This is a genomic window from Caldimonas caldifontis, from assembly GCF_002930615.1.
Taxonomy (GTDB): domain Bacteria; phylum Pseudomonadota; class Gammaproteobacteria; order Burkholderiales; family Burkholderiaceae_C; genus Caldimonas; species Caldimonas caldifontis.
Map to the genome: position 1 here is coordinate 301,252 of NZ_PSNX01000003.1, position 18,385 is coordinate 319,636.

The window sequence follows — 18,385 nt, forward strand, 5'->3', positions numbered from 1 at the left end:
GGAGAGACGTCCATGAACACCTTCGAATTCATCGTCAAGTTCGTGCAGGACAGCGGTGCCTTCATCTACATCAGCATGCTGATCATGGCGCTGGGCGTGGCCATCGCCATCGAGCGCTACACCTTCCTGCGCCGTGCCCGCGCCCAGAACAAGAAGCTGTGGGCCAAGCTGCTGCCCATGCTGCAGAACGGCAAGTTCAAGGAGGTCTATGGCCTGGCCGCCGACTCCGACGCGGCCATCGGCAAGATCGTGGCCAACGGCCTGCAGCGCATGCAAAGCCCGAGCCGCCGCGAGGACATCGACGCCGCGATGGAAGAAGGCATGATGGAGATCGTGCCGCGCCTGGAAAAGCGCACCCACTACATCGCCACCTTCGCCAACGTGATCACGCTGGTGGGCCTGCTGGGCACCATCGTGGGCCTGATCAAGGGCTTCACCGCGGTGGCGCAGGTCAACCCGGCCGAAAAGGCCGAGATGCTGTCGGCCTCGATCTCGATCGCGATGAACAACACCGCCTTCGCGCTGATGGTGGCCATCCCCTTCCTGCTCATCCACGCCTTCCTGCAGGCGCGCACCAGCGAGATCGTCGACGGACTGGAGGCCGCCAAGATCAGCTTCCTCAACCTCGTGCAGCGCGCGAAGTCCGAAGCCGCCACGCCGGCCACGAAGTGAACGGGCGCCGGGCCCCGTGAAGGAACCATCATGCGCGTGAGACGTCTGCGCAAGCACCCGGCGGAGCTGGAAGTCACCGCCTTCATCAACCTCATCGTGGTGCTGCTGCCCTTCCTGCTGTCCACCGCGGTGTTCACCCGCATGTCGGTGCTCGACCTGAGCCTGCCGGCGCGCAACACCGGGGGTGTGGAGCAGCTCCAGGCCAACGACCTGAAGCTGGAGATCGTGATCCGCCGCGACGCCATCGAGGTGGGCGACCGCATCGGCGGCCTGATCCAGCGCATCCCGGCCGTGAACGGCACGCAGGACCTGCGCACGCTGTCGGCCCTGATGCTGGAGATCAAGCGCCGCTTCCCCGACACCACCACCGCCAGCATCCTGGCCGAACCCGAGACCTCCTACGACCTGCTGGTGCAGGTGATGGACGTGACCCGCGCCACCTACACCGCCGATGGCGTGAACCTGGTGCGCACCGACCTCTTCCCCGACGTGGCCATCGGCGACGCCCCGGTGATCAAGCGCTGAGGGACCGCCATGAAACTCACCCCGTTGCAGAAACGCGCCGAGCGCAAGGCGCGCAACCAGTCGAACGTCGACCTGAACCTGGTCGCGCTGATCGACATCTTCACCATCCTGCTGTTCTTCCTGCTGTCGGCCGCCTCGGGCATCGAGATCCTCTCGGCACCCAAGGGCGTGAAGCTGCCGCAGTCCACGGCCGAGACCGCACCGCGTGAAACCGTGGTGGTGGTCATCAGCCCCGAGGACATCCTGGTCGAAGGCCGCCGCGTGGCGACCGTGGCGCAGGCGATGAACACCCCGGGCGACCTCATCGCCCCGCTCCAGGCCGAGCTCGACGGGATCGCCAGCCGCCAGGTGGTCCGCGCCGAGAACGCCGCCCAGGGCCGCACCCTCACCATCATGGGCGACAAGGACATCCCCTACGCCCTGCTGCGCAAGGTGATGGCCACGGCCGCGCGGGCCAATTTCGCCGACGTGTCTTTTGCGGTGACCCGAAAGTACGAGGTGTCGTCATGAGTGCGGCCACCGCGATCTCTTTCCGCGGCCCGGTTCTCGCCTGGTCCATCCCGCCCGAGGACATCGCCCGCTTCCGGCGGGTGCTGCGCTGGGTGCTGGGCCTCACGGCGCTGCTGTGCCTGCTTTTCCTGCTGTGGCCCACGCCCCAGCCCGACCGGCGCCAGGCGCCGCCCGTGCCCGAGCGGCTGGCGCGGCTGATGATCGAGCGCGAAGCCACGCCGCCCCCGCCACCGCCGCCCGCGGCGGCGCAGCGTGAGACGGCGCCCAAGCCCGAAGCCGCGCCCACGCCGCAGACGCCTCCGGCGGCCTCCACCAGCGTGCCGCGCGACAACCGGCGGCCCGATCCGTCCAAGCCCGCCACCGTGCGCAACCCCGTGCCCGAGGCGCGCAACCCCATTGAGGGCCGCCCGCCGGGTGAGATCGGTGAAGCGCGTCGGCGCGCCGCCGGTGTGGGCCTGCTCGCGATGAAGGACGACCTCGCCGAGTTGCGAGGCGCCCCGGTGGCCGTGCAGCTTCAAAAGGACATCAAGCCCGGCCCCGGCGTGGGCACCGGCACCGGGCCAGGCGTGGGCGCCGGCACCGAACAGGGCCTGCCCGAGCGCTCGATGATCACCTCCAACGCCACCGGTGGCAGCGGCGGCATCAACACGGCGGCCTACAGCCGCAACACCGGCGGCGGCGGACTGGCAGGCCGTGCCACCACGCTGGTGGAAGGGGTGGCCGGCGGCGGTGGGGGCGGGGGCCCGGGCGGCGGTGGGGTGCGCGGCGACGGCACGGGCACCGGCGCGGGGTCGGGCAAAGGCGGGGCGGGCGGCACGCTGCAGCGCGCCGGCGCGGGCAAGGCCTCGCGTTCCATCGAGGAGATCAAGCTCGTCTTCGAACGCCACAAGGGCGCCATCTACGCCATCTACAACCGCGCGCTGCGCGAAGACCCGTCGCTGCAGGGCAAGGTGGTGCTGCGCCTGACCATCGCGCCCTCGGGCGATGTCGTGGATGTGCGCATCGTCTCCACCGAACTGAATTCGCCCGACCTGGAGAACCGCCTGCTCGCGCGCGTGCGGCAGTTCGACTTCGGTGCGAAGGAAGTCGAGCAGATGGTCGTCACCTGGCCCGTGGATTTCCTCCCCTCGTGATGGACCCGTCCGCGCCCGCCTTGCAACTCAACGCCCTCGCCTGCCGGCGGGGCACGCGGCTGCTCTTTCGCGGCGTGAACCTGACGATGAGCGCTGGGGATCTGGTCTGGCTGCGCGGGCGCAACGGCAGCGGCAAGACCAGCCTCCTGCGCCTGGCCGCGGGCCTGGGCCGCCCGGCGCAAGGCGAGGTGGTGCGCCCAGGCGGCACCCCGGTGCTGCTGGGTCACACCAACGCGCTGAAGGACGAGCTCACCGTGGCCGAGTCGCTGCACTTCCTGCTGGGGGTGCACGGCCTGGTGCAGGACGCGGCCACCGTCGACGCCGCGCTCGACCGCTTTGGCCTGGCCAACCGGCGCCACCAGCGCATCGGGCAACTCTCGCAGGGCCAGCGTCGCCGTGTGGCCCTGGCCCGCCTGGCGGCCAGCCGTTCGCGGACGCCGTGGTTGCTCGACGAGCCGCATGACGGGCTGGACGCCGAAGGCACGCAAGCCCTCGACGCCTTGCTGGCCGAGCACCTGCGCTGCGGCGGCAGCGTGCTGATGGCCAGTCACCAGGCCCCTTCGCTGCCCGGGCGTGTGCTCGATCTCGACGCTCCCTGAAGGCTCGGCCATGCGCTCGCTGTTCTGGAGCTTGGTTCAACGCGACCTGCGCCTGGCAGGGCGGCGGCGGGTCGACCTGCTGCTGCCCCTGGGCTTTGCCGTGGCGGCCGTGAGCCTCTTCCCGCTGGCGGTGGGGCCCGAGACGGCCCTGCTGCGCCAGATCGCCGCGGGTGTGGTCTGGGCCTGCGCCTTGCTCTCGGCGTTGATGTCGGTGAGCGCACTCTTTGCGAGCGATGCGTCCGACGGCACGCTCGACCAGTTGCTGCTGGCCGCCCCCAGCCCCACCGTCATCGCTGCCGCCCGTGCCCTCGGCCACTGGCTGCTGCACGGCGTGCCGCTCGTGCTGCTGTCTCCGCTGCTGGCGGCGGCCCTGGGCCTGCAGGGGGTGGCGCTGGCGGTGCTTGTCGCTGGCCTGGCCTTGGGCACGCTGATCTTCAGCCTCTGGGGCACGGTGGCTGCCGCACTCACCGTGGGCCTGCGCCAGGCGGGCCTGCTGGTGATGCTGATCGTGCTGCCGCTGGCCGTGCCGGCGCTGGTGCTGGGCACGGGTACCGTGTCGGCCGTCCTGGGGGGACTGTCGCCGATGCCGCACCTGGCGCTGCTGGCGGCCTGGATGCTGCTGAGCGCCGTCGTGGCCTTGCCGCTGGCCGGGGCGGCCTTGCGCCTGGGGCTGGATGCCGGTGGCGATGCGCCCGTGCGCTGGACGGGCCTGGCGGCACCGCCGCGCTTTTTTGCCTTCACCGGCCGGCTGCTGCCGGCGCTGTGGGCGCTGGCCGCGGTGCTGGGCGCCGTGGGCCTCGTGTGGGGCCTGGGCCTAGCGCCCACCGACGCGCAGCAGGGCGAGGTCTATCGCATCGTCTACCTGCATGTGCCCTCGGCCTGGGTGGCCATGCTGCTCTACCTCGTGATGGCCTTCTGGGCCACGGTGGGCTGGGTGGCCCAGGTGCGCACGGCCGGCGTGCTGGCGCGTGCGCTGGCGCCCACCGGGGCCTGGGCGGCGGCCGTGTGCCTGGTCACCGGCGCGATCTGGGGCCAGCCCACCTGGGGCACCTGGTGGGTGTGGGACGCACGGCTCACCTCCATGCTCATCCTGCTGCTGCTCTACCTCGGCGTCATCGCGCTCACCGCTGCGATCGACGACGTGCAGCGCGGCGATGCGGCCGGCGCGCTCTTGGCCGTGGTGGGGGTGGTCAACGTGCCGATCCTCTACTTCTCGGTGCAGTGGTGGTCCACGCTGCACCAGGGCGCCACGCTGCCGGTGGGTGACAGCCCGCGCATGGCTGCGGCCATGCTCACGCCGCTGCTCATCATGGTGTTGGCCTACTGGGCCTATGCCGCGGCGGCCAGCCTCACACGCGCCCGCGCGCTGCTGATGCAGCGCGAAGCCGGCGCTGCGTGGCTGAAGGCACATCTGAAAGAGGGCGCTGCATGAGCGACCCCACACCCTTCCTCTGGGGCGCCTATGGCGCGGCTGGCCTGATGCTGCTGATCGAGATCGTGCGCCTGTGGCGCGCGCTGCAGCGTTCCCGCGCGCAGGCGCTGCAGGCCGACGAGGAGGAGGGCGCATGACCGCCCGCCAACGCCGCTTGGCCGTGGTCGTGGCCGTGCTGCTCACCGTGGGCGTGGCGGCGGCGCTGGTGCTGTACGCCCTGCGCAGCGAGATCGTCTTCTTCCGCACGCCCACGCAGGTGCTGGCCGGTGAGGCGCCGGTGGGCCAGGCCTTCCGCCTGGGCGGCCTGGTGGAGGAGGGCAGCGTGCAGCGCGACGGCCTGCAGGTGCGCTTTGCCATCACCGACACCGCGCAGCGCGTGAGCGTGGTCTACCAGGGCCTGCTGCCTGACCTCTTCCGCGAAGGCCAGGGCGTGGTGGCCCAGGGCCGGCTCGATGCGCAAGGCCTCTTCCATGCACAGCAGGTGCTGGCCAAGCACGACGAGAACTACATGCCGCCCGAAGCCAGCGAGGCCGTGTCGCGGGCGGTTCGGTCGTCCGTGGAGGAGGGCGCACGATGATCCCCGAGCTGGGCCAGATCGCCCTGTTGCTCGCATTGGCCACCTCGGCCGTGCTGGGCGTGCTGCCGCTGTGGGGTGCCGCGCGCGGGCAGGGGCCCTGGATGGCGCTGGCGCGGCCGGCCGCCTATGTGCACCTGGCCCTCATCGCCGTGGCCTATGCCCTGCTGACCGTGAGCTTCGTGCAGCTCGACTTTTCCGTGGCCTATGTGGCCGAGAACACCAACCGCCAGTTGCCTCTGGTCTACCGCGTGGTGGGTGTATGGGGCGGGCATGAAGGCTCGCTTTTGCTGTGGCAGCTCATCCAGGCCGCGTGGATGGCCGCGCTGGCACGCTTCAGCCGCTCGCTGCCCCTGCCGCTGGTGGCGCGCAGCCTGGCCGTGCTGGGCTGGATCGCAACGGGCTTTGCGCTCTTCGTGCTGATCACCTCCAACCCCTTCACGCGTCTGAGCCCCGTGCCCCTGGACGGCCACGACCTCAACCCGCTGTTGCAAGACCCGGGCATGGTGGTGCACCCGCCGCTGCTCTACATGGGCTACGTGGGCTTTGCGGTGGCCTTTGCGCTGGCGCTGGGCGCCTTGCTGGGCGGCCGGCTCGATGCCGCCTGGGCACGCTGGATGCGCCCGTGGACGACGGTGGCCTGGCTCTTTCTCACGCTGGGCATCTCGGTGGGCAGCCTGTGGGCCTACCAGGTGCTGGGCTGGGGTGGCTGGTGGTTCTGGGACCCGGTCGAGAACGCTTCCTTCCTGCCGTGGCTTGCCGGCACCGCGCTCATCCACTCGCTGGCCGTCACCGACAAGCGCGGTGCCTTCCGCGCCTGGACGGTGCTGCTGGCGCTGCTCACGTTTTCGCTCTCGCTGCTGGGCACCTTCCTCGTGCGCTCGGGCGTGCTCAGCTCGGTGCATGCCTTTGCCACCGATCCGCAACGCGGCCTGGCGCTGCTGCTCTTCCTGGCCGTGGTGGTGGGCGTGGCGCTGGCAGTGTATGCCTGGCGCGCACCCACGCTGGGCCTGGGCGGGCGCTTTGCCCCCGTGTCGCGTGAAACCGTGCTGCTGCTCAACAACGTGCTGCTGGTGGTGGCCGTGGCCTCGGTGGGCCTGGGCACGCTCTACCCGCTGGTGCTCGACGCCCTGACCGGCGCCAAGATCTCGGTGGGCCCGCCCTACTTCGAGCGGGTCTTTGTGCCGCTGATGTTGCCGCTCGTCTTCCTGCTGGGCATCGGCCCGCTGGCACGCTGGAAGGACACCGAGTTGCCCGCGCTGGCCCGCCGCCTGCGCTGGGCGGCGGGGCTGTCGGTGGCCAGCGCCGTGGGGATGGCCTGGTGGGCGGGGCAGTTGTCCTTCGGTGCCGTGCTGGGCCTGTGGATGGGGGCGTGGATCCTGTGCACCATCGCTACCGACATGGGCGGCCACGGCCGCCGGCTGGGCCAGGCCCCGCGCGCGCTGTGGGGCATGTGGCTGGCGCATGCCGGCGTGGCCGTGTTCGCCGTGGGCGTCACCATGGTGGGCAGCTATGAGCTGGAGCGTGACGCCGAACTGTCGGCCGGCCAGCAAACCGACCTGGGCCCCTACACCTTTCACTTCCGTGGCGTGCGCGAGGTGCTCGGCCCCAACTACCGCGCCGCGCAGGCCTGGGTGGAAGTCACGCGCGATGGGCAGCCGCTGGCCCAGCTCTACCCCGAAAAGCGCCTCTACGCCAGCCAGGACACGTCCTTCACCGAACCGGCCGTCGTGCACGGCCCGCTGCGCGACTTCTATGTCTCGCTGGGCGAAGTGAAGGCCGACCGTGCCACCTGGACGCTGCGCCTGCATGTGAAGCCCTTCGTGAGCTGGATCTGGGCCGGCACGCTATTGATGGCCCTGGGCGGCGGCCTGGCCGCCAGCGACCGCCGCTACCACGTGGCCCAGCGCCAAGCGGCTGCCAGCGCCGTGCAGGAGCCCGCATGAAACCCAGCCTCGGCACGGTGCTGCGCGCCATCGCGCCCCTCCTGATCTTCCTGGCCTTGATCGTGCTGCTCTGGCGCGGTCTCTCGCTCGACCCGCTGGAGGTGCCTTCGCCGCTGATCGACAAGCCCGCCCCGGCGTTTTCGTTGCCGCGCCTGGACGACCCCGCCGAGCGCGTCACCGGCCGCGACCTGCTGGGCCAGCCCTGGGTGCTGAACGTCTGGGCCTCGTGGTGCGGCCCCTGCACGGTGGAGCACCCGGTGTGGGTCGACTTCGCGCGCCGCCATGACGTGGCGCTGGTGGGCCTGAACCACAAGGATCGCGACGACAACGCCCGCGCCTGGCTGCAGCGCCATGGCGACCCGTACCGCCTGGTGCTGGTCGACGCCGACGGCCGCGCCGGCATCGACTTCGGCGTGTACGGCGTGCCCGAAACCTACGTCATCGACCGGCGCGGCCACGTGCGCCTCAAGCACGTCGGCATCGTTTCGCCCGAGTTCATTCGCACGCGCATCGAGCCCTTGCTGAAGGAGCTGGCCGATGGCTGATGGGCGCCACCTCCTCATCACGCTGCTGCTGCTTGCCGCGGCTTCGATGGCGAGCGCACAAACCGCCGACGACGCCGTGCTCGATGCGCGCGCCCGCGCCCTGGCCAGCGAACTGCGCTGCCTGGTGTGCCGCAACGAAACCCTGGCCGAATCGTCTGCCGCGCTGGCGCAGGACCTGCGCGCCGAATTGCGCCGCCTGCTGGCCGAGGGCCGCAGCGATGCCGAGGTGCGCGCCTTCTTCAGCGAACGCTACGGCGACGTGGTGCACTACCGCCCGCCGCTGCAGCGCAGCACCTTGGCGCTGTGGTTCGGCCCCGCCGCACTGCTGGGCGCGGGCCTGCTGGTGCTGTGGCTCACCCTGCGCCGCCGCCAGCGCCTGCCCGCCGAGGCCTTCGAGCCCGAAGCCGACGACGTTGAGGCCAACGATCGCGAGGAGGTCTCGCGATGAGCCTCTTCCTCGCCGTCACAGGCGCGCTGGTGGCCCTCACCCTGGCGGCCCTGCTGTGGCCCCTGCGGGCGCACGGCCGCGCCACCCTCGTGGCCGTCAGCGCCTTCACCCTGGCCCTCACCGCCGGGGGCTATGCCTGGCTGGGCTCACCTCAGCACCTGGCGCCCGCACCCGCCAGTGCGACCGCCGAATCCCCACCCGTCATGCAGGCCATCGCCCAGTTCAGCGCGCGCGTGCAGCAAGACCCCACCGACGCCCACGCCTGGGCCCAGCTCGCCCGCGCCCGCGCTGCGCTCGGCCGCGACACCGAAGCGCAGGACGCCCTGGAAACAGCAGCCCGCCTGCGCCCGCGCGACGCCAACCTGCTGGCCAGCCACGCCGACTTCCTGGCCCGCTTGCACGGCGGCCGCATCGACGACCCGACCCATGCGCTGGTGCAGCGTGCCCTGGCCCTGGAGCCCACCCAACCCGTGGCTCTTACGCTGGCCGCCATGGCGGCACAGCAGCGCGGCCAGCACGCGCAGGCCGCGCAGCTCTGGGAGCGGCTGGCGGCCACGATGAAGGATGACGACCCTTTGCGGGCACAGGTGTTGGAGCGTGCCCGCGCGGCGCACGCGACACGGACATTCTGAAACCATGTCCCCGTGGCGTCGCCGCAGTGCATGACCCTACAATGCCGCGCACACCTACACATGCCCAGGGAGGGCGCCATGACGACACTCGTACCGCCGTATGTCGAAGACGGGCAATTGCTCTTCGACGCGTCCGAGACGCGGCAGATCCTTCTGTTCTTCTGGCCCACGCGTTCTGACGACATCAACGCGATGCCGGTCGACAACCCCCTGCGGCGATTCGCCCAGTCCATCCTCATTGCGGCGATCGACGCCAGCTATGCCATGGGCTACCTGCATCGGCTGGGCAAGACGGTGGCCAATCCCCGTGGAGGCCTGAAGGCCATGGGGCAGAAGCTGGCCAGGCACTACCTGCAGCATTGGTGGCGCCATGCCAAGGTGACGGACCTGGAAGACGTGAAGATCTATGAAACGGTGCGCCGTGAGGTGGCCCGCGTGTATCTGCACCGGCTGAACATGCACCGAGACGGCGTGGCGAACACCCAGCCACTGTCACCCTTCGTTCTTGCAGGCATGGCGCCCGATGCCGCCGCATGGGCCTGACGATGCGCGCCGCCTGGAAATGGCTGGTCCTCGCTTTGGCCGTGGGCATCCTGGGTGTGGCCGGCGCTGTGGCCTACACCTTCAGCAAAGACACCCTTCTGGACTTGCAGAGTTGCGTCGACAAACCCAAGTTCACTGGCATGGGCTGGGTGTGCGGCCGCCTCATGGCAATCACCGAACCGAGCGCCGATGAGATCGCTTTTCTGAACAGCATCGCTGGCGCGGGGGCCATCGTCGGAACGCACGACGCCGCCACCGCGCGCCACCTGATGAAGCGCTACCTCGCCTCCGGGCTCGACGTGAACGCCGTCGATCAGCGCAGCGACCACCTGTGGACGGCCTTGCACTTCGCAGCGCTCAGCGCCCGCACCGACGAAGCGCGCCTGCTGCTGGAGTTTGGCGCCGACCCGTCGCGCCGCGACGCCCAAGGGCGTACACCCGCCGACGTGGCGAGGGAGGGCGCACAACGGCGCCCCAACGACGCGGAGCAGTATCTTGATCTGGCGCGGCTGATCGACGCTGCGTCGGCCAGGCCATAGCAGCGCCACCGGCTTGCACAATAGGCCATGGCCCCCCAAGCAGTTTCCCCAAGCCGCACCTCCAGCGTCGTAGCCGCCACCCTGCCGCGCGGGGCGCTGCTCGCGGCCTATGCCGAAACGCAGGCCTACACCGATTGCTACTCGGTGACGGTGACGCGCCCGGTGTCGTTCGCCGAATTCATCGAAGCCTTCTACACGACACCCCCGTTCAAGCTCGAGCGCTGGCTTCTCGGCCGGCTGGCCGGGTTCCCCTCCACCGACGCCGAGGCCCGGATTCTGGCGCAGGGCCAGGTGAGCCGCTTCGCGGCATGGCACGTTGAAGCCCGCGAGCCCCACCAGGCGATCCTGGCCGCGGGCAGAACACGCTCGTGGCTCATGGTGGGCCCCCAGCCAGCCGAGCCCGACACAACAACAACGCTCTTCTTCGGCTCGGCGGTGGTGCCGCGCCAGCGGGGCGGCATGGACGACGGAGCCACCACCTCGCAGTGCCAGCCGAGCGCGGCGACGTGGCGCTGCAGCACGAACCCGCAGGGGCCGGCCTCGTAGACGATGTGCAGCCGGTGGCCGGCACTCACCAGCCGGCGCAGCGCCTTGGTGACAGCGGCCGTGCCGCCCGCTACAGTGCCCAGGCGGCGCACCTCGACCTCGCGCGCGGCCTCGGGCGGCGCCTTGTGGCTCGGCACACCCACGGTGCGCAATCCACGGTAGTCCCGGAGGCGGGCCGCCTCAAGTCAAGCCATCTTGTCTAGGCTTCACGTTCGTGACCGAAGATCTCGCAACCCCAGATCGCATTGCTGCTCGTGTGGCTGAGTTCTCTGCCATGTCAGACGAGCAGCTTGTCGCCGAGGTCTCACGCTCATTGCCAGGCTATGCGGCGCATGCCGCCGCTTCGCAACTCTTGTTCGCTCGCCGCGAACGTTCGGAACGCAAGCGCTTCTGGCTCAACTTCATTGCTGCAGCTCTTGCCGCGTTACTGGCGGGCGCATCGCTCTACTTCCAGGTCTTTTCGCCCTCCAGTACCGCCACGTCCGCGGTGCCCACCACAACCAAGGCTGTCCCTGCGGGCGCTGGCACAGCCAGTCGCACGCCCTAGCATGTCCTATCGCGGTGAAGCCTAACTCAAACGTTGAGCGTCTCATCATGCTGACCAAACTCTTCGAGGCCGTTCAAGAAGTAGCTGCAACGCTCTCGCAGGGCGATCGCGAGGTTCTGAAAGCACTTGTGGCTGCCCCACATCACGCAGCAAGCGCGGGGCAACTGCGAACAACCCTCGGTCTCGGAGCCGTTGTTCAAGTGAATAGCGCGATGGGTCGCATCGGGCGCAAAGTGCATCAAGCCTTAGGTGGCCATCCTGAGGGTCTTCCAGTCGGTGCCTTCGAGTGGTGGCACGTAATCGCTACTGGCACGAGAACAGACGATCAGGGCTTCGTATGGCGACTCCGGGAAGAAGTAGTTGCCGGTCTGGCCGCCTCGGGCTACGCCAAGGCTAGTACAACGCAGCCGAATGAGCTCAGTAGGGCAGAAGCTCTAACAGAGGGTGCGGTGCAACAGGTACTGGTCGATGCATACGAACGGAATCCTATTGCCCGGGCTCGCTGTATCGAGGCGTTCGGAGCACAGTGTTATATCTGCGGCTTCGACTTCGGTACGGTTTATGGGCCGTCAGCAGCTGGCTTCATTCATGTGCATCACACCAAGCCCCTCGCATCCATTGGTGAACAACACGAAGTCAACCCACTTGAAGACCTTCGACCACTTTGCCCAAACTGCCATGCGGTGGTTCACATGACCAATCCGCCTCGCTCCATTCAAGAGGTCAAGGCGCTGCTGCGTGCGAGCAAGACGCCCAACCCCTCCTATATGGACTCCCCCGCAACGGCAAGGACCTGATCGATGAGGGCTGTGGGGGGGAAGCACCTGCAGTCGTATATCCGGCATCTGGTGTGGGATCGAAGGTGTCCCGTGCCGACATGGAATCTGCATCACCGAGGCGCCACACGATGCAAGCGGCAGGCGAAGCTGCCGGAAGAGTGATCGGCGTTGCGCGGTGTGGGAGGGCTCCCGTTGGGCCATGAGGGTCGATCAGATCCATCGCAAGTGGTGGTGGGGTGAACAGAGGAGGCAGCCCGTGCGGGGTTCAGGCGGGCAGGGCAACGCTCTGAGGGCGGCCGACGCACTGTCCGTTTCCTTTGCGCCCTGCGCCACAGAACATCGACATCAAAACCCGGCGTTCCAGCATCGCTGCCATCGAGCCGCGCACTGCCGCACAATGCGCCAGGCTGGCAGCATGGCCGCTGCCGGCGGCAGGCCTCCACTCAAGGAAAGATCAGGAGACAGTCCATGTTCAGTCACGTGATGGTCGGGTCCAACGACATCGAACGTTCGAAGAAGTTCTATGACGCCGTGCTGGGTGTGCTCGGCGCGGGGGAGCCCTTCCGGAACCAGAACCGCACCGGTCAGACGCGGTTGTTCTACCGGCACAACGGCGCGACGTTCTGCGTGAGCGAGCCGATCGACGGGGCGCCGGCCACGGCAGCCAATGGTGGGACCATCGGGTTCAAGTGCGAGTCGCCCGAGCAGGTGCGCCAGTTCCACGACACGGCGCTTGCGCACGGTGGAACGTCGATCGAAGACCCGCCGGGCCTGCGCGAAGACAAGCTGGGCGCCATGCACCTGGCCTATGTGCGGGACCCGGACGGCAACAAGCTCTGCGCCTTGCACAGGGTGAAGTAAGCTCGCGCAAACATGCTCACCCCCGAACAGTTCTTCGGCTTCCTGCTGGCCGCCCTCCTCATCACCGCCTCGCCGGGCCCGGACAACCTCATGGTGCTGGGCATGGGCATCTCCAAGGGGCGGCGCCACGGGGTGGCGTTTGGCCTGGGGTGTGCGCTGGGCTGCCTGAGCCACACGGCGCTGGCCGTCATCGGCGTGAGCGCGGTGATTGCGGCCTCGCCCACGGCCTTCCTGGTGCTGAAGATCGGCGGCGGGCTCTACCTGATCTGGCTGGGCATCCAGGCGCTGCGCAGCCGCGGCGGCGCGCAGGTGGCGCGTGACGGCCTGGGGGAGGAATCGCTGGCGAGGCTCTTCTTCAAGGGCGTGTTTGCCAACGCCATCAACCCCAAGGTCGTGCTGTTCTTCCTGTCCTTCCTGCCGCAGTTCGTGGTGCCGGCCAACGGCCAGGTGGGCTGGCAGATGGCGCAGCTGGGCCTCGTCTTCACCGCACAGGCCGCCCTCCTGTTTTCGCTGCTGGGGCTGTTCTCGGGCACCATCGGCCAGTGGCTGCAGAAGACGCCGCGCATCGGCCTGTGGCTCGACCGCATCGCCGGCGTCGTCTTCGTGGGGCTGGGGCTGCGGCTGATCGTCTCGCGCTGAGCGGGGAGGGAGCTGTCACCGAACCGTCACACGCCGCCCTTATGATTCGATAATCATCGAAACATCGACGGATTGCAGACCATGAGCGGTTCTTCCTGGCGTGTGGGCATCAACGGCATGGGCCGCATCGGGCGTCTGGCCTTGCGGGCGGCGTTGGGCGCGGCTGAACGGCCGGCCGACGACCCGCGGGCCGGCAACCGGCTGGAGGTGGTGCACCTCAACGAGATCAAGGGCGGCGCCGCCGCCACCGCCCACCTGCTGGCCTTCGACAGCGTGCAGGGCCGCTGGCGCGAGCGCATCGAGGCCGAGGGTGAGGCAGCGGTGCACATCGGCGATCGGCGCCTGGGCTTCAGCGCCCACGCCACGCCGGGCGAGGTGCCCTGGGGCGATCTGGGGGTGGACGTGGTGCTGGAATGCACCGGCAAGTTCCTCACGCCCGAGACACTGCAAGGCCACCTCGACCGGGGCGCCAAGCGCGTGATCGTGGCGGCCCCGGTGAAGGTGGGCGAGGTGCTGAACATCGTCGTGGGCGTGAACCACGGCCTGTATGACCCGGCGAAGCACCGCATCGTGACGGCGGCGAGCTGCACCACCAACTGCCTGGCGCCGGTGGTGAAGGTGGTGCACGAGGCCCTGGGCATCCGCCATGGGCAGATCACCACCATCCACGACCCCACCAACACCAACCTCGTGGTGGACGCGCCCCACAAGGACCTGCGCCGCGCCCGCAGCGCGATGCTGAGCCTGGCGCCCACCACCACGGGCAGCGCCACGGCGATCGCGCTGATCTACCCCGAACTGAAAGGCAAGCTCAATGGCCATGCGGTGCGCGCCCCGGTGCTCAACGCCTCGCTCACCGACTGCGTGTTCGAGCTGCAGCGCGCCACCACCCCTGAGGAAGTGAATGCGCTGTTCAAGGCCGCGGCGGCCGGCCCGCTGGCGGGCATCCTGGGCTATGAGGAGCGCCCGCTGGTGAGCGCCGACTATGCCCGCGACACGCGCAGCAGCATCGTGGATGCACCCAGCACCATGGTGACCGACGGCACGCTGCTGAAGGTCTATGCCTGGTACGACAACGAGATGGGCTATGCCTGCCGCATGGTGGACCTGGCCTGCCACCTGCACGAGCAGGGGCTGTGAGGCGCACCCGATGAATGCCGGTACTCGCAACTACGCCCTGGTCACTGCATCGTACTGGGGCTTCACGCTCACCGACGGCGCCTTGCGCATGCTGGTGCTGCTGCACTTCTATCAGCTGGGCTACTCGCCCTTCACGCTGGCTTTCCTCTTCCTGCTGTATGAAGCGGCCGGTGTGGTGGCCAACCTCATCGGCGGCTGGCTGGCCACACGATTCGGCATTGCGCGCATGCTGGCCGTGGGCCTGGCCACGCAGATCACGGGCTTCCTGCTGCTCTCGGCGCTGTCGCCCACCTGGACGGCCGCGGCCAGCGTGGCCTGGGTGGTGATGGCGCAGGGCATCTGCGGTGTGGCCAAGGACCTGACGAAGACGGCGAGCAAATCGGCCATCAAGCTCACGGCGGGCGAGGCCTCGGGCCAGCTCTTCAAGTGGGTGGCCTTCTTCACCGGCAGCAAGAACGCGATGAAGGGCGTGGGCTTCTTCCTGGGCGGTGTGCTGCTGCAGTCGCTGGGTTTCCAGCACTCGCTGTGGCTGATGGCGGCGCTGCTGGCGGTGGTGTTCGTGGGCGTGGTGGCGTTCGTGCCGCCGCTGATGGGCAAGAGCAAAGCCTCGAAGTCGGCGCGCGAGCTGTTTGCCAAGAACCGTGGCATCAACCTGCTGGCCGCGGCACGCGTGGCCTTGTTCGGCGCGCGCGATGTGTGGTTCGTGGTGGGGGTGCCGGTGTTCCTGTATGCCTCGGGCTGGAACTTCACGATGGTGGGCAGCTTCCTCGCGGCCTGGACCATTGGCTACGGCGCCGTGCAGGCCCTGGCCCCGCAGATCGTGCGGCGCAGCGACGACGGCCTGAGCCACGAGGTGCCGGCGGCGCGCTGGTGGTCGGCCGCGCTGGCGGCCGTGCCGCTGGTGCTGGCCGCGCTCGTGGCGGCCGAGGTGCCGCAGCTCGAATGGGTGGTGGTGGGCGGCCTCGCGGTGTTCGGCTTTGCGTTTGCCATCAACTCCTCGGTGCACTCCTACCTGGTGCTGGCCTATGCCGGCAGCGAAAAGGCCGCCGAGGACGTGGGCTTCTACTACGCGGCCAATGCGCTGGGCCGCTTCTTCGGCACGCTGATGTCGGGCCTGCTTTACCAGTGGGGCGGGCTGTCGTGGTCGCTGGCGGGCTCGGCTGCGATGCTGCTGGCCTGCTGGGCCGTGACCCTCGCGCTGCCCACGTCCACCCACCAGACGGCGCCGGCGCACTGAAGGGAGCATCCCCATGGTCACCATTGCTGCCCCCCGCATCGACACTGTGGACGAGACCGCCGCATTGCTGGCCATGGCCGCCCTGGCCCAGGGCGCGCGGCTGCGCATCTTCCGCACCCTGGTGGGCGCCGGCCCTGCGGGCATGACCCCGGGCGACCTCGCGGCCACGCTGGGCGTGACGGCCTCGACGCTGTCCTTCCACCTGAAGGAGCTCATGCACGCCGGCCTCGTGAGCCAGGAGCGTGACGGGCGCCACCTCATCTACCGCCCCGAGATCGCACGCATGAACGGGCTGCTCGCCTACCTCACCCAGCATTGCTGCCAGGGCGAGGACTGCGGGCTCACCCCCGTGGCGGCGCCCCAGGGCCGCGGCTGCACCACCTGTTGACGTCCACAAGCAAAGGTCCAACATGAACACGTCCGGCAAGGTCTACAACGTCCTCTTCATCTGCACTCACAACTCGGCGCGCTCGATCATGGCCGAAGGCCTGCTGAACAGCCTGGCGCGCGGAAGCTTCCGCGCGCACTCGGCCGGCAGCCATCCGGCGGGCTTCGTCCAGCCTCTGGCGCTGCAGACGCTGGCGAAGCTGCAGGTGCCCACCGACGGGTTCCGCAGCAAGGACTGGTCGGAGTTCGCCCAGCCCGGTGCACCGGTGATGGACTTCGTGTTCACCGTATGCGACCAGGCCGCCGGCGAGGTGTGCCCCGTGTGGCCCGGCCAGCCCATGACCGCGCACTGGGGCGTGCCCGATCCTTCGCGGGTGCAGGGCACTGAGGAGCAGAAGGCCCGCGCCTACTGGGACACCGCCACCATCCTGAAGCGCCGCATCGAGCTGATGCTGGCCCTGCCGCTGGCCTCGCTCGACCGGCTCGCCATCCAGCGCGAGATCACCGACATCGGCCAGCGCTGAACGCCGCCATGGGTCTGTTCGAACGCTACCTCACCGTGTGGGTGGGGCTGGGCATCCTGGCCGGCGTGGGGCTGGGGCTGGTCGTGCCCGGCGCCTTCCGGGCAATTGCCGCGCTGGAGTTCGCGCATGTGAATCTGGTGGTGGCCGTCTTCATCTGGGTGATGATCTATCCGATGATGATCCAGATCGACTGGTCGGCCGTGCGTCAGGTGGGCCAGCGGCCGGGGGGGCTGGCCCTCACGCTGGTGGTGAACTGGCTCATCAAGCCCTTCACGATGGCGGCGCTGGGTGTGTTGTTCTTCGAGCATCTCTTTGCCCCCTGGGTTGATCCGCAATCGGCCAGCGAGTACATCGCCGGGATGATCCTGCTGGGCGTGGCGCCGTGCACGGCCATGGTCTTCGTCTGGAGCCAGCTCGTGAAGGGCGATGCCGCCTACACGCTGGTGCAGGTGTCGGTGAACGACCTGATCATGGTGGTGGCCTTTGCCCCCATCGCCGCCTTGCTGCTGGGCGTGACCGATCTCACCGTGCCCTGGGAAACGCTGGTGCTGTCCACCGTGCTGTACGTGGTGCTGCCGCTGCTGGCCGGCCTGGCCACACGCCGCGTGCTGCAGCGCCGCTCGCCCCACGCAGTGGGCGACTTCGTGGCCTGGCTCAAGCCCGCGTCGGTGGCGGGGCTGGTGGCCACGGTGGTGCTGCTGTTCGGCTTCCAGGCCGACACGCTGGTGTCCCAGCCGCTGGTGATCGCGATGATCGCGGTGCCGCTGGTGCTGCAGACCTACGGCATCTTTGCGCTGGCCTGGGCCGGCGCCCGCCTCATGCGTCTGCCGCACGCGATCGCCGGACCGGCCTGCCTGATCGGCACCAGCAACTTCTTCGAGCTGGCGGTGGCCGTGGCCGTGTCGCTCTTCGGGCTGAACTCCGGTGCCGCCCTGGCCACGGTGGTGGGGGTGCTGGTCGAGGTGCCGGTGATGCTCTCGCTGGTGTGGGTGGTCAACCGCAGCCGCCCCCTGGAGCCGGCGCTGGCGGATTGACCGGGTGACACAAATCCTGGCGGGCCGTGTCGATCGCCGCCGGCTTGCTTCGTCGTGGGAAGGGCAGCTTGAATCCCAACCCACTCAAGGAGAGCGACGATGCGAGTCATGGTGATGGTCAAGGCCACGGCCGAAACCGAGGCCGGTGTGATGCCCAGCGAGGAAATGTTTGCCGAGATGGGCCGTTTCAACGACGAGCTGGTGAAGGCCGGGGTGATGCTGGCGGGCGAAGGCCTGCACCCCACTTCCCGGGGGGCGAGGGTGCGCTTCTCGGGGACCGAGCGAACCGTGGTGGATGGGCCGTTTGCTGAAACCAAGGAGCTGGTCGCGGGGTTCTGGATCTGGCAGGTGAAGTCGTTCGACGAGGCGGTCGCGTGGGCCAAGCGCTGTCCCAACCCCACGGGCGTCCAGGGCGTGCTGGAGCTGCGTCCCATTTACGAGGCCGAAGACTTCGGTGACGCCCTCACGCCGGAACTGCGGGCACAGGAAGACCGCCAGCGCGCCGAGATGGAGCGCCAGGCCGCGGCGCGCGCCGCGGCCGCAGGCCAGTAACGACGCCGGTGGCCGGCCCGTTGCGGCGGAGGCCGCGCCGG

General features: G+C 69.2%; 25 protein-coding genes. All 25 read left to right on the forward strand.

The window, feature by feature from the left end:
* Nucleotides 1-12: 12 nt before the first annotated feature.
* The 25 genes from C1704_RS04700 (at nt 13) to C1704_RS04820 (ending at nt 18,344) form a co-directional block, all read left to right on the forward strand.
* Nucleotides 13-672 carry a MotA/TolQ/ExbB proton channel family protein gene (locus C1704_RS04700; RefSeq protein ID WP_104301469.1) on the forward strand — a complete coding sequence of 220 codons (660 nt, stop codon included), beginning with the start codon at nt 13-15 and terminating at the stop codon, nt 670-672.
* A 30-nt stretch (nt 673-702) separates the two neighbouring features.
* Nucleotides 703-1,197, forward strand: a complete 495-nt coding sequence (locus C1704_RS04705; RefSeq protein ID WP_104301471.1) for an ExbD/TolR family protein — start codon at nt 703-705, stop codon at nt 1,195-1,197.
* A 9-nt stretch (nt 1,198-1,206) separates the two neighbouring features.
* Nucleotides 1,207-1,707 carry an ExbD/TolR family protein gene (locus C1704_RS04710; protein WP_104301473.1) on the forward strand — a complete coding sequence of 167 codons (501 nt, stop codon included), beginning with the start codon at nt 1,207-1,209 and terminating at the stop codon, nt 1,705-1,707.
* Nucleotides 1,704-2,840 carry an AgmX/PglI C-terminal domain-containing protein gene (locus C1704_RS17900; protein ID WP_146076029.1) on the forward strand — a complete coding sequence of 379 codons (1,137 nt, stop codon included), beginning with the start codon at nt 1,704-1,706 and terminating at the stop codon, nt 2,838-2,840. The genes C1704_RS04710 and C1704_RS17900 overlap by 4 nt, the downstream gene beginning before the upstream one ends.
* On the forward strand, nt 2,840-3,439 hold the full coding sequence (gene ccmA, locus C1704_RS04725; RefSeq protein WP_104301475.1) for a heme ABC exporter ATP-binding protein CcmA: 600 nt from the start codon (nt 2,840-2,842) through the stop codon (nt 3,437-3,439). Before C1704_RS17900 ends, ccmA begins: the two co-directional genes overlap by 1 nt.
* Before the next feature lie 10 nt (nt 3,440-3,449).
* The gene (gene ccmB / locus C1704_RS17935; RefSeq protein WP_104301477.1) at nt 3,450-4,871 is read left to right on the forward strand and encodes a heme exporter protein CcmB; all 1,422 of its coding nucleotides are present in this window, start codon (nt 3,450-3,452) and stop codon (nt 4,869-4,871) included.
* Nucleotides 4,868-5,008 (forward strand): heme exporter protein CcmD, encoded by a 141-nt coding sequence (locus tag C1704_RS17405; protein ID WP_146076030.1) that lies wholly within the window; start codon nt 4,868-4,870, stop codon nt 5,006-5,008. The genes ccmB and C1704_RS17405 overlap by 4 nt, the downstream gene beginning before the upstream one ends.
* Entirely contained in the window at nt 5,005-5,448 is a 444-nt protein-coding gene (gene ccmE / locus C1704_RS04735) for a cytochrome c maturation protein CcmE (RefSeq protein ID WP_104301479.1), read from the forward strand. The genes C1704_RS17405 and ccmE overlap by 4 nt, the downstream gene beginning before the upstream one ends.
* A complete protein-coding gene (locus C1704_RS04740; RefSeq protein WP_104301481.1) occupies nt 5,445-7,391 on the forward strand; it encodes a heme lyase CcmF/NrfE family subunit in 1,947 nt (648 codons plus the stop codon). The genes ccmE and C1704_RS04740 overlap by 4 nt, the downstream gene beginning before the upstream one ends.
* The gene (locus C1704_RS04745; RefSeq protein ID WP_272867977.1) at nt 7,388-7,936 is read left to right on the forward strand and encodes a DsbE family thiol:disulfide interchange protein; all 549 of its coding nucleotides are present in this window, start codon (nt 7,388-7,390) and stop codon (nt 7,934-7,936) included. Before C1704_RS04740 ends, C1704_RS04745 begins: the two co-directional genes overlap by 4 nt.
* Nucleotides 7,929-8,384: a cytochrome c-type biogenesis protein gene (locus tag C1704_RS04750; protein WP_104301483.1), complete on the forward strand. Its 456-nt coding sequence runs from the start codon at nt 7,929-7,931 to the stop codon at nt 8,382-8,384. The genes C1704_RS04745 and C1704_RS04750 overlap by 8 nt, the downstream gene beginning before the upstream one ends.
* Nucleotides 8,381-9,016, forward strand: a complete 636-nt coding sequence (locus C1704_RS04755) for a tetratricopeptide repeat protein (protein ID WP_104301485.1) — start codon at nt 8,381-8,383, stop codon at nt 9,014-9,016. The genes C1704_RS04750 and C1704_RS04755 overlap by 4 nt, the downstream gene beginning before the upstream one ends.
* Nucleotides 9,017-9,094: 78 nt before the next feature.
* Nucleotides 9,095-9,559, forward strand: a complete 465-nt coding sequence (locus tag C1704_RS04760) for a hypothetical protein (protein WP_146076031.1) — start codon at nt 9,095-9,097, stop codon at nt 9,557-9,559.
* Nucleotides 9,550-10,098, forward strand: coding sequence for an ankyrin repeat domain-containing protein (locus C1704_RS04765; RefSeq protein ID WP_211286837.1), 549 nt, complete (start codon nt 9,550-9,552; stop codon nt 10,096-10,098). Before C1704_RS04760 ends, C1704_RS04765 begins: the two co-directional genes overlap by 10 nt.
* A gap of 27 nt (nt 10,099-10,125) precedes the next feature.
* Nucleotides 10,126-10,644 carry a hypothetical protein gene (locus tag C1704_RS04770; protein WP_104301489.1) on the forward strand — a complete coding sequence of 173 codons (519 nt, stop codon included), beginning with the start codon at nt 10,126-10,128 and terminating at the stop codon, nt 10,642-10,644.
* Nucleotides 10,645-10,858: 214 nt separating this feature from the next.
* Nucleotides 10,859-11,191 (forward strand): hypothetical protein, encoded by a 333-nt coding sequence (locus tag C1704_RS17410; protein ID WP_146076032.1) that lies wholly within the window; start codon nt 10,859-10,861, stop codon nt 11,189-11,191.
* 47 nt (nt 11,192-11,238) lie between these two features.
* Nucleotides 11,239-11,988, forward strand: coding sequence for an HNH endonuclease (locus tag C1704_RS04780; RefSeq protein ID WP_104301493.1), 750 nt, complete (start codon nt 11,239-11,241; stop codon nt 11,986-11,988).
* A gap of 450 nt (nt 11,989-12,438) precedes the next feature.
* A complete protein-coding gene (locus tag C1704_RS04785; protein WP_104301495.1) occupies nt 12,439-12,831 on the forward strand; it encodes a VOC family protein in 393 nt (130 codons plus the stop codon).
* A gap of 12 nt (nt 12,832-12,843) precedes the next feature.
* Nucleotides 12,844-13,470, forward strand: a complete 627-nt coding sequence (locus C1704_RS04790; RefSeq protein WP_104301497.1) for a LysE family translocator — start codon at nt 12,844-12,846, stop codon at nt 13,468-13,470.
* Between the two features lie 81 nt (nt 13,471-13,551).
* Nucleotides 13,552-14,610 (forward strand): ArsJ-associated glyceraldehyde-3-phosphate dehydrogenase, encoded by a 1,059-nt coding sequence (locus tag C1704_RS04795; protein ID WP_104301499.1) that lies wholly within the window; start codon nt 13,552-13,554, stop codon nt 14,608-14,610.
* 10 nt (nt 14,611-14,620) lie between these two features.
* Nucleotides 14,621-15,847: an organoarsenical effux MFS transporter ArsJ gene (gene arsJ, locus C1704_RS04800; RefSeq protein ID WP_211286839.1), complete on the forward strand. Its 1,227-nt coding sequence runs from the start codon at nt 14,621-14,623 to the stop codon at nt 15,845-15,847.
* A 46-nt stretch (nt 15,848-15,893) separates the two neighbouring features.
* Nucleotides 15,894-16,235, forward strand: a complete 342-nt coding sequence (locus C1704_RS04805; protein ID WP_104301693.1) for an ArsR/SmtB family transcription factor — start codon at nt 15,894-15,896, stop codon at nt 16,233-16,235.
* 22 nt (nt 16,236-16,257) lie between these two features.
* Complete coding sequence (locus tag C1704_RS04810; protein WP_104301503.1) at nt 16,258-16,758, forward strand: arsenate reductase ArsC; 501 nt, start codon at nt 16,258-16,260, stop codon at nt 16,756-16,758.
* An 8-nt stretch (nt 16,759-16,766) separates the two neighbouring features.
* Nucleotides 16,767-17,792: an ACR3 family arsenite efflux transporter gene (gene arsB, locus C1704_RS04815; RefSeq protein WP_104301505.1), complete on the forward strand. Its 1,026-nt coding sequence runs from the start codon at nt 16,767-16,769 to the stop codon at nt 17,790-17,792.
* Nucleotides 17,793-17,891: 99 nt separating this feature from the next.
* Nucleotides 17,892-18,344 carry a YciI family protein gene (locus tag C1704_RS04820; protein ID WP_104301506.1) on the forward strand — a complete coding sequence of 151 codons (453 nt, stop codon included), beginning with the start codon at nt 17,892-17,894 and terminating at the stop codon, nt 18,342-18,344.
* Nucleotides 18,345-18,385 lie beyond the last annotated feature (41 nt).

Excerpts from the sequence above, each read along its gene's own strand:
- C1704_RS04700 (WP_104301469.1), top strand. The coding sequence starts at position 13 with ATGAACACCTTCGAATTCATCGTCAAGTTCGTGCAGGACAGCGGTGCC.
- C1704_RS04705 (WP_104301471.1), top strand. The coding sequence starts at position 703 with ATGCGCGTGAGACGTCTGCGCAAGCACCCGGCGGAGCTGGAAGTCACC.
- C1704_RS04710 (WP_104301473.1), top strand. The coding sequence starts at position 1,207 with ATGAAACTCACCCCGTTGCAGAAACGCGCCGAGCGCAAGGCGCGCAAC.
- C1704_RS17900 (WP_146076029.1), top strand. The coding sequence starts at position 1,704 with ATGAGTGCGGCCACCGCGATCTCTTTCCGCGGCCCGGTTCTCGCCTGG.
- ccmA (WP_104301475.1), top strand. The coding sequence starts at position 2,840 with ATGGACCCGTCCGCGCCCGCCTTGCAACTCAACGCCCTCGCCTGCCGG.
- ccmB (WP_104301477.1), top strand. The coding sequence starts at position 3,450 with ATGCGCTCGCTGTTCTGGAGCTTGGTTCAACGCGACCTGCGCCTGGCA.
- C1704_RS17405 (WP_146076030.1), top strand. The coding sequence starts at position 4,868 with ATGAGCGACCCCACACCCTTCCTCTGGGGCGCCTATGGCGCGGCTGGC.
- ccmE (WP_104301479.1), top strand. The coding sequence starts at position 5,005 with ATGACCGCCCGCCAACGCCGCTTGGCCGTGGTCGTGGCCGTGCTGCTC.
- C1704_RS04740 (WP_104301481.1), top strand. The coding sequence starts at position 5,445 with ATGATCCCCGAGCTGGGCCAGATCGCCCTGTTGCTCGCATTGGCCACC.
- C1704_RS04745 (WP_272867977.1), top strand. The coding sequence starts at position 7,388 with ATGAAACCCAGCCTCGGCACGGTGCTGCGCGCCATCGCGCCCCTCCTG.
- C1704_RS04750 (WP_104301483.1), top strand. The coding sequence starts at position 7,929 with ATGGCTGATGGGCGCCACCTCCTCATCACGCTGCTGCTGCTTGCCGCG.
- C1704_RS04755 (WP_104301485.1), top strand. The coding sequence starts at position 8,381 with ATGAGCCTCTTCCTCGCCGTCACAGGCGCGCTGGTGGCCCTCACCCTG.
- C1704_RS04760 (WP_146076031.1), top strand. The coding sequence starts at position 9,095 with ATGACGACACTCGTACCGCCGTATGTCGAAGACGGGCAATTGCTCTTC.
- C1704_RS04765 (WP_211286837.1), top strand. The coding sequence starts at position 9,550 with ATGGGCCTGACGATGCGCGCCGCCTGGAAATGGCTGGTCCTCGCTTTG.
- C1704_RS04770 (WP_104301489.1), top strand. The coding sequence starts at position 10,126 with ATGGCCCCCCAAGCAGTTTCCCCAAGCCGCACCTCCAGCGTCGTAGCC.
- C1704_RS04780 (WP_104301493.1), top strand. The coding sequence starts at position 11,239 with ATGCTGACCAAACTCTTCGAGGCCGTTCAAGAAGTAGCTGCAACGCTC.
- C1704_RS04785 (WP_104301495.1), top strand. The coding sequence starts at position 12,439 with ATGTTCAGTCACGTGATGGTCGGGTCCAACGACATCGAACGTTCGAAG.
- C1704_RS04790 (WP_104301497.1), top strand. The coding sequence starts at position 12,844 with ATGCTCACCCCCGAACAGTTCTTCGGCTTCCTGCTGGCCGCCCTCCTC.
- C1704_RS04795 (WP_104301499.1), top strand. The coding sequence starts at position 13,552 with ATGAGCGGTTCTTCCTGGCGTGTGGGCATCAACGGCATGGGCCGCATC.
- arsJ (WP_211286839.1), top strand. The coding sequence starts at position 14,621 with ATGAATGCCGGTACTCGCAACTACGCCCTGGTCACTGCATCGTACTGG.
- C1704_RS04810 (WP_104301503.1), top strand. The coding sequence starts at position 16,258 with ATGAACACGTCCGGCAAGGTCTACAACGTCCTCTTCATCTGCACTCAC.
- arsB (WP_104301505.1), top strand. The coding sequence starts at position 16,767 with ATGGGTCTGTTCGAACGCTACCTCACCGTGTGGGTGGGGCTGGGCATC.
- C1704_RS04820 (WP_104301506.1), top strand. The coding sequence starts at position 17,892 with ATGCGAGTCATGGTGATGGTCAAGGCCACGGCCGAAACCGAGGCCGGT.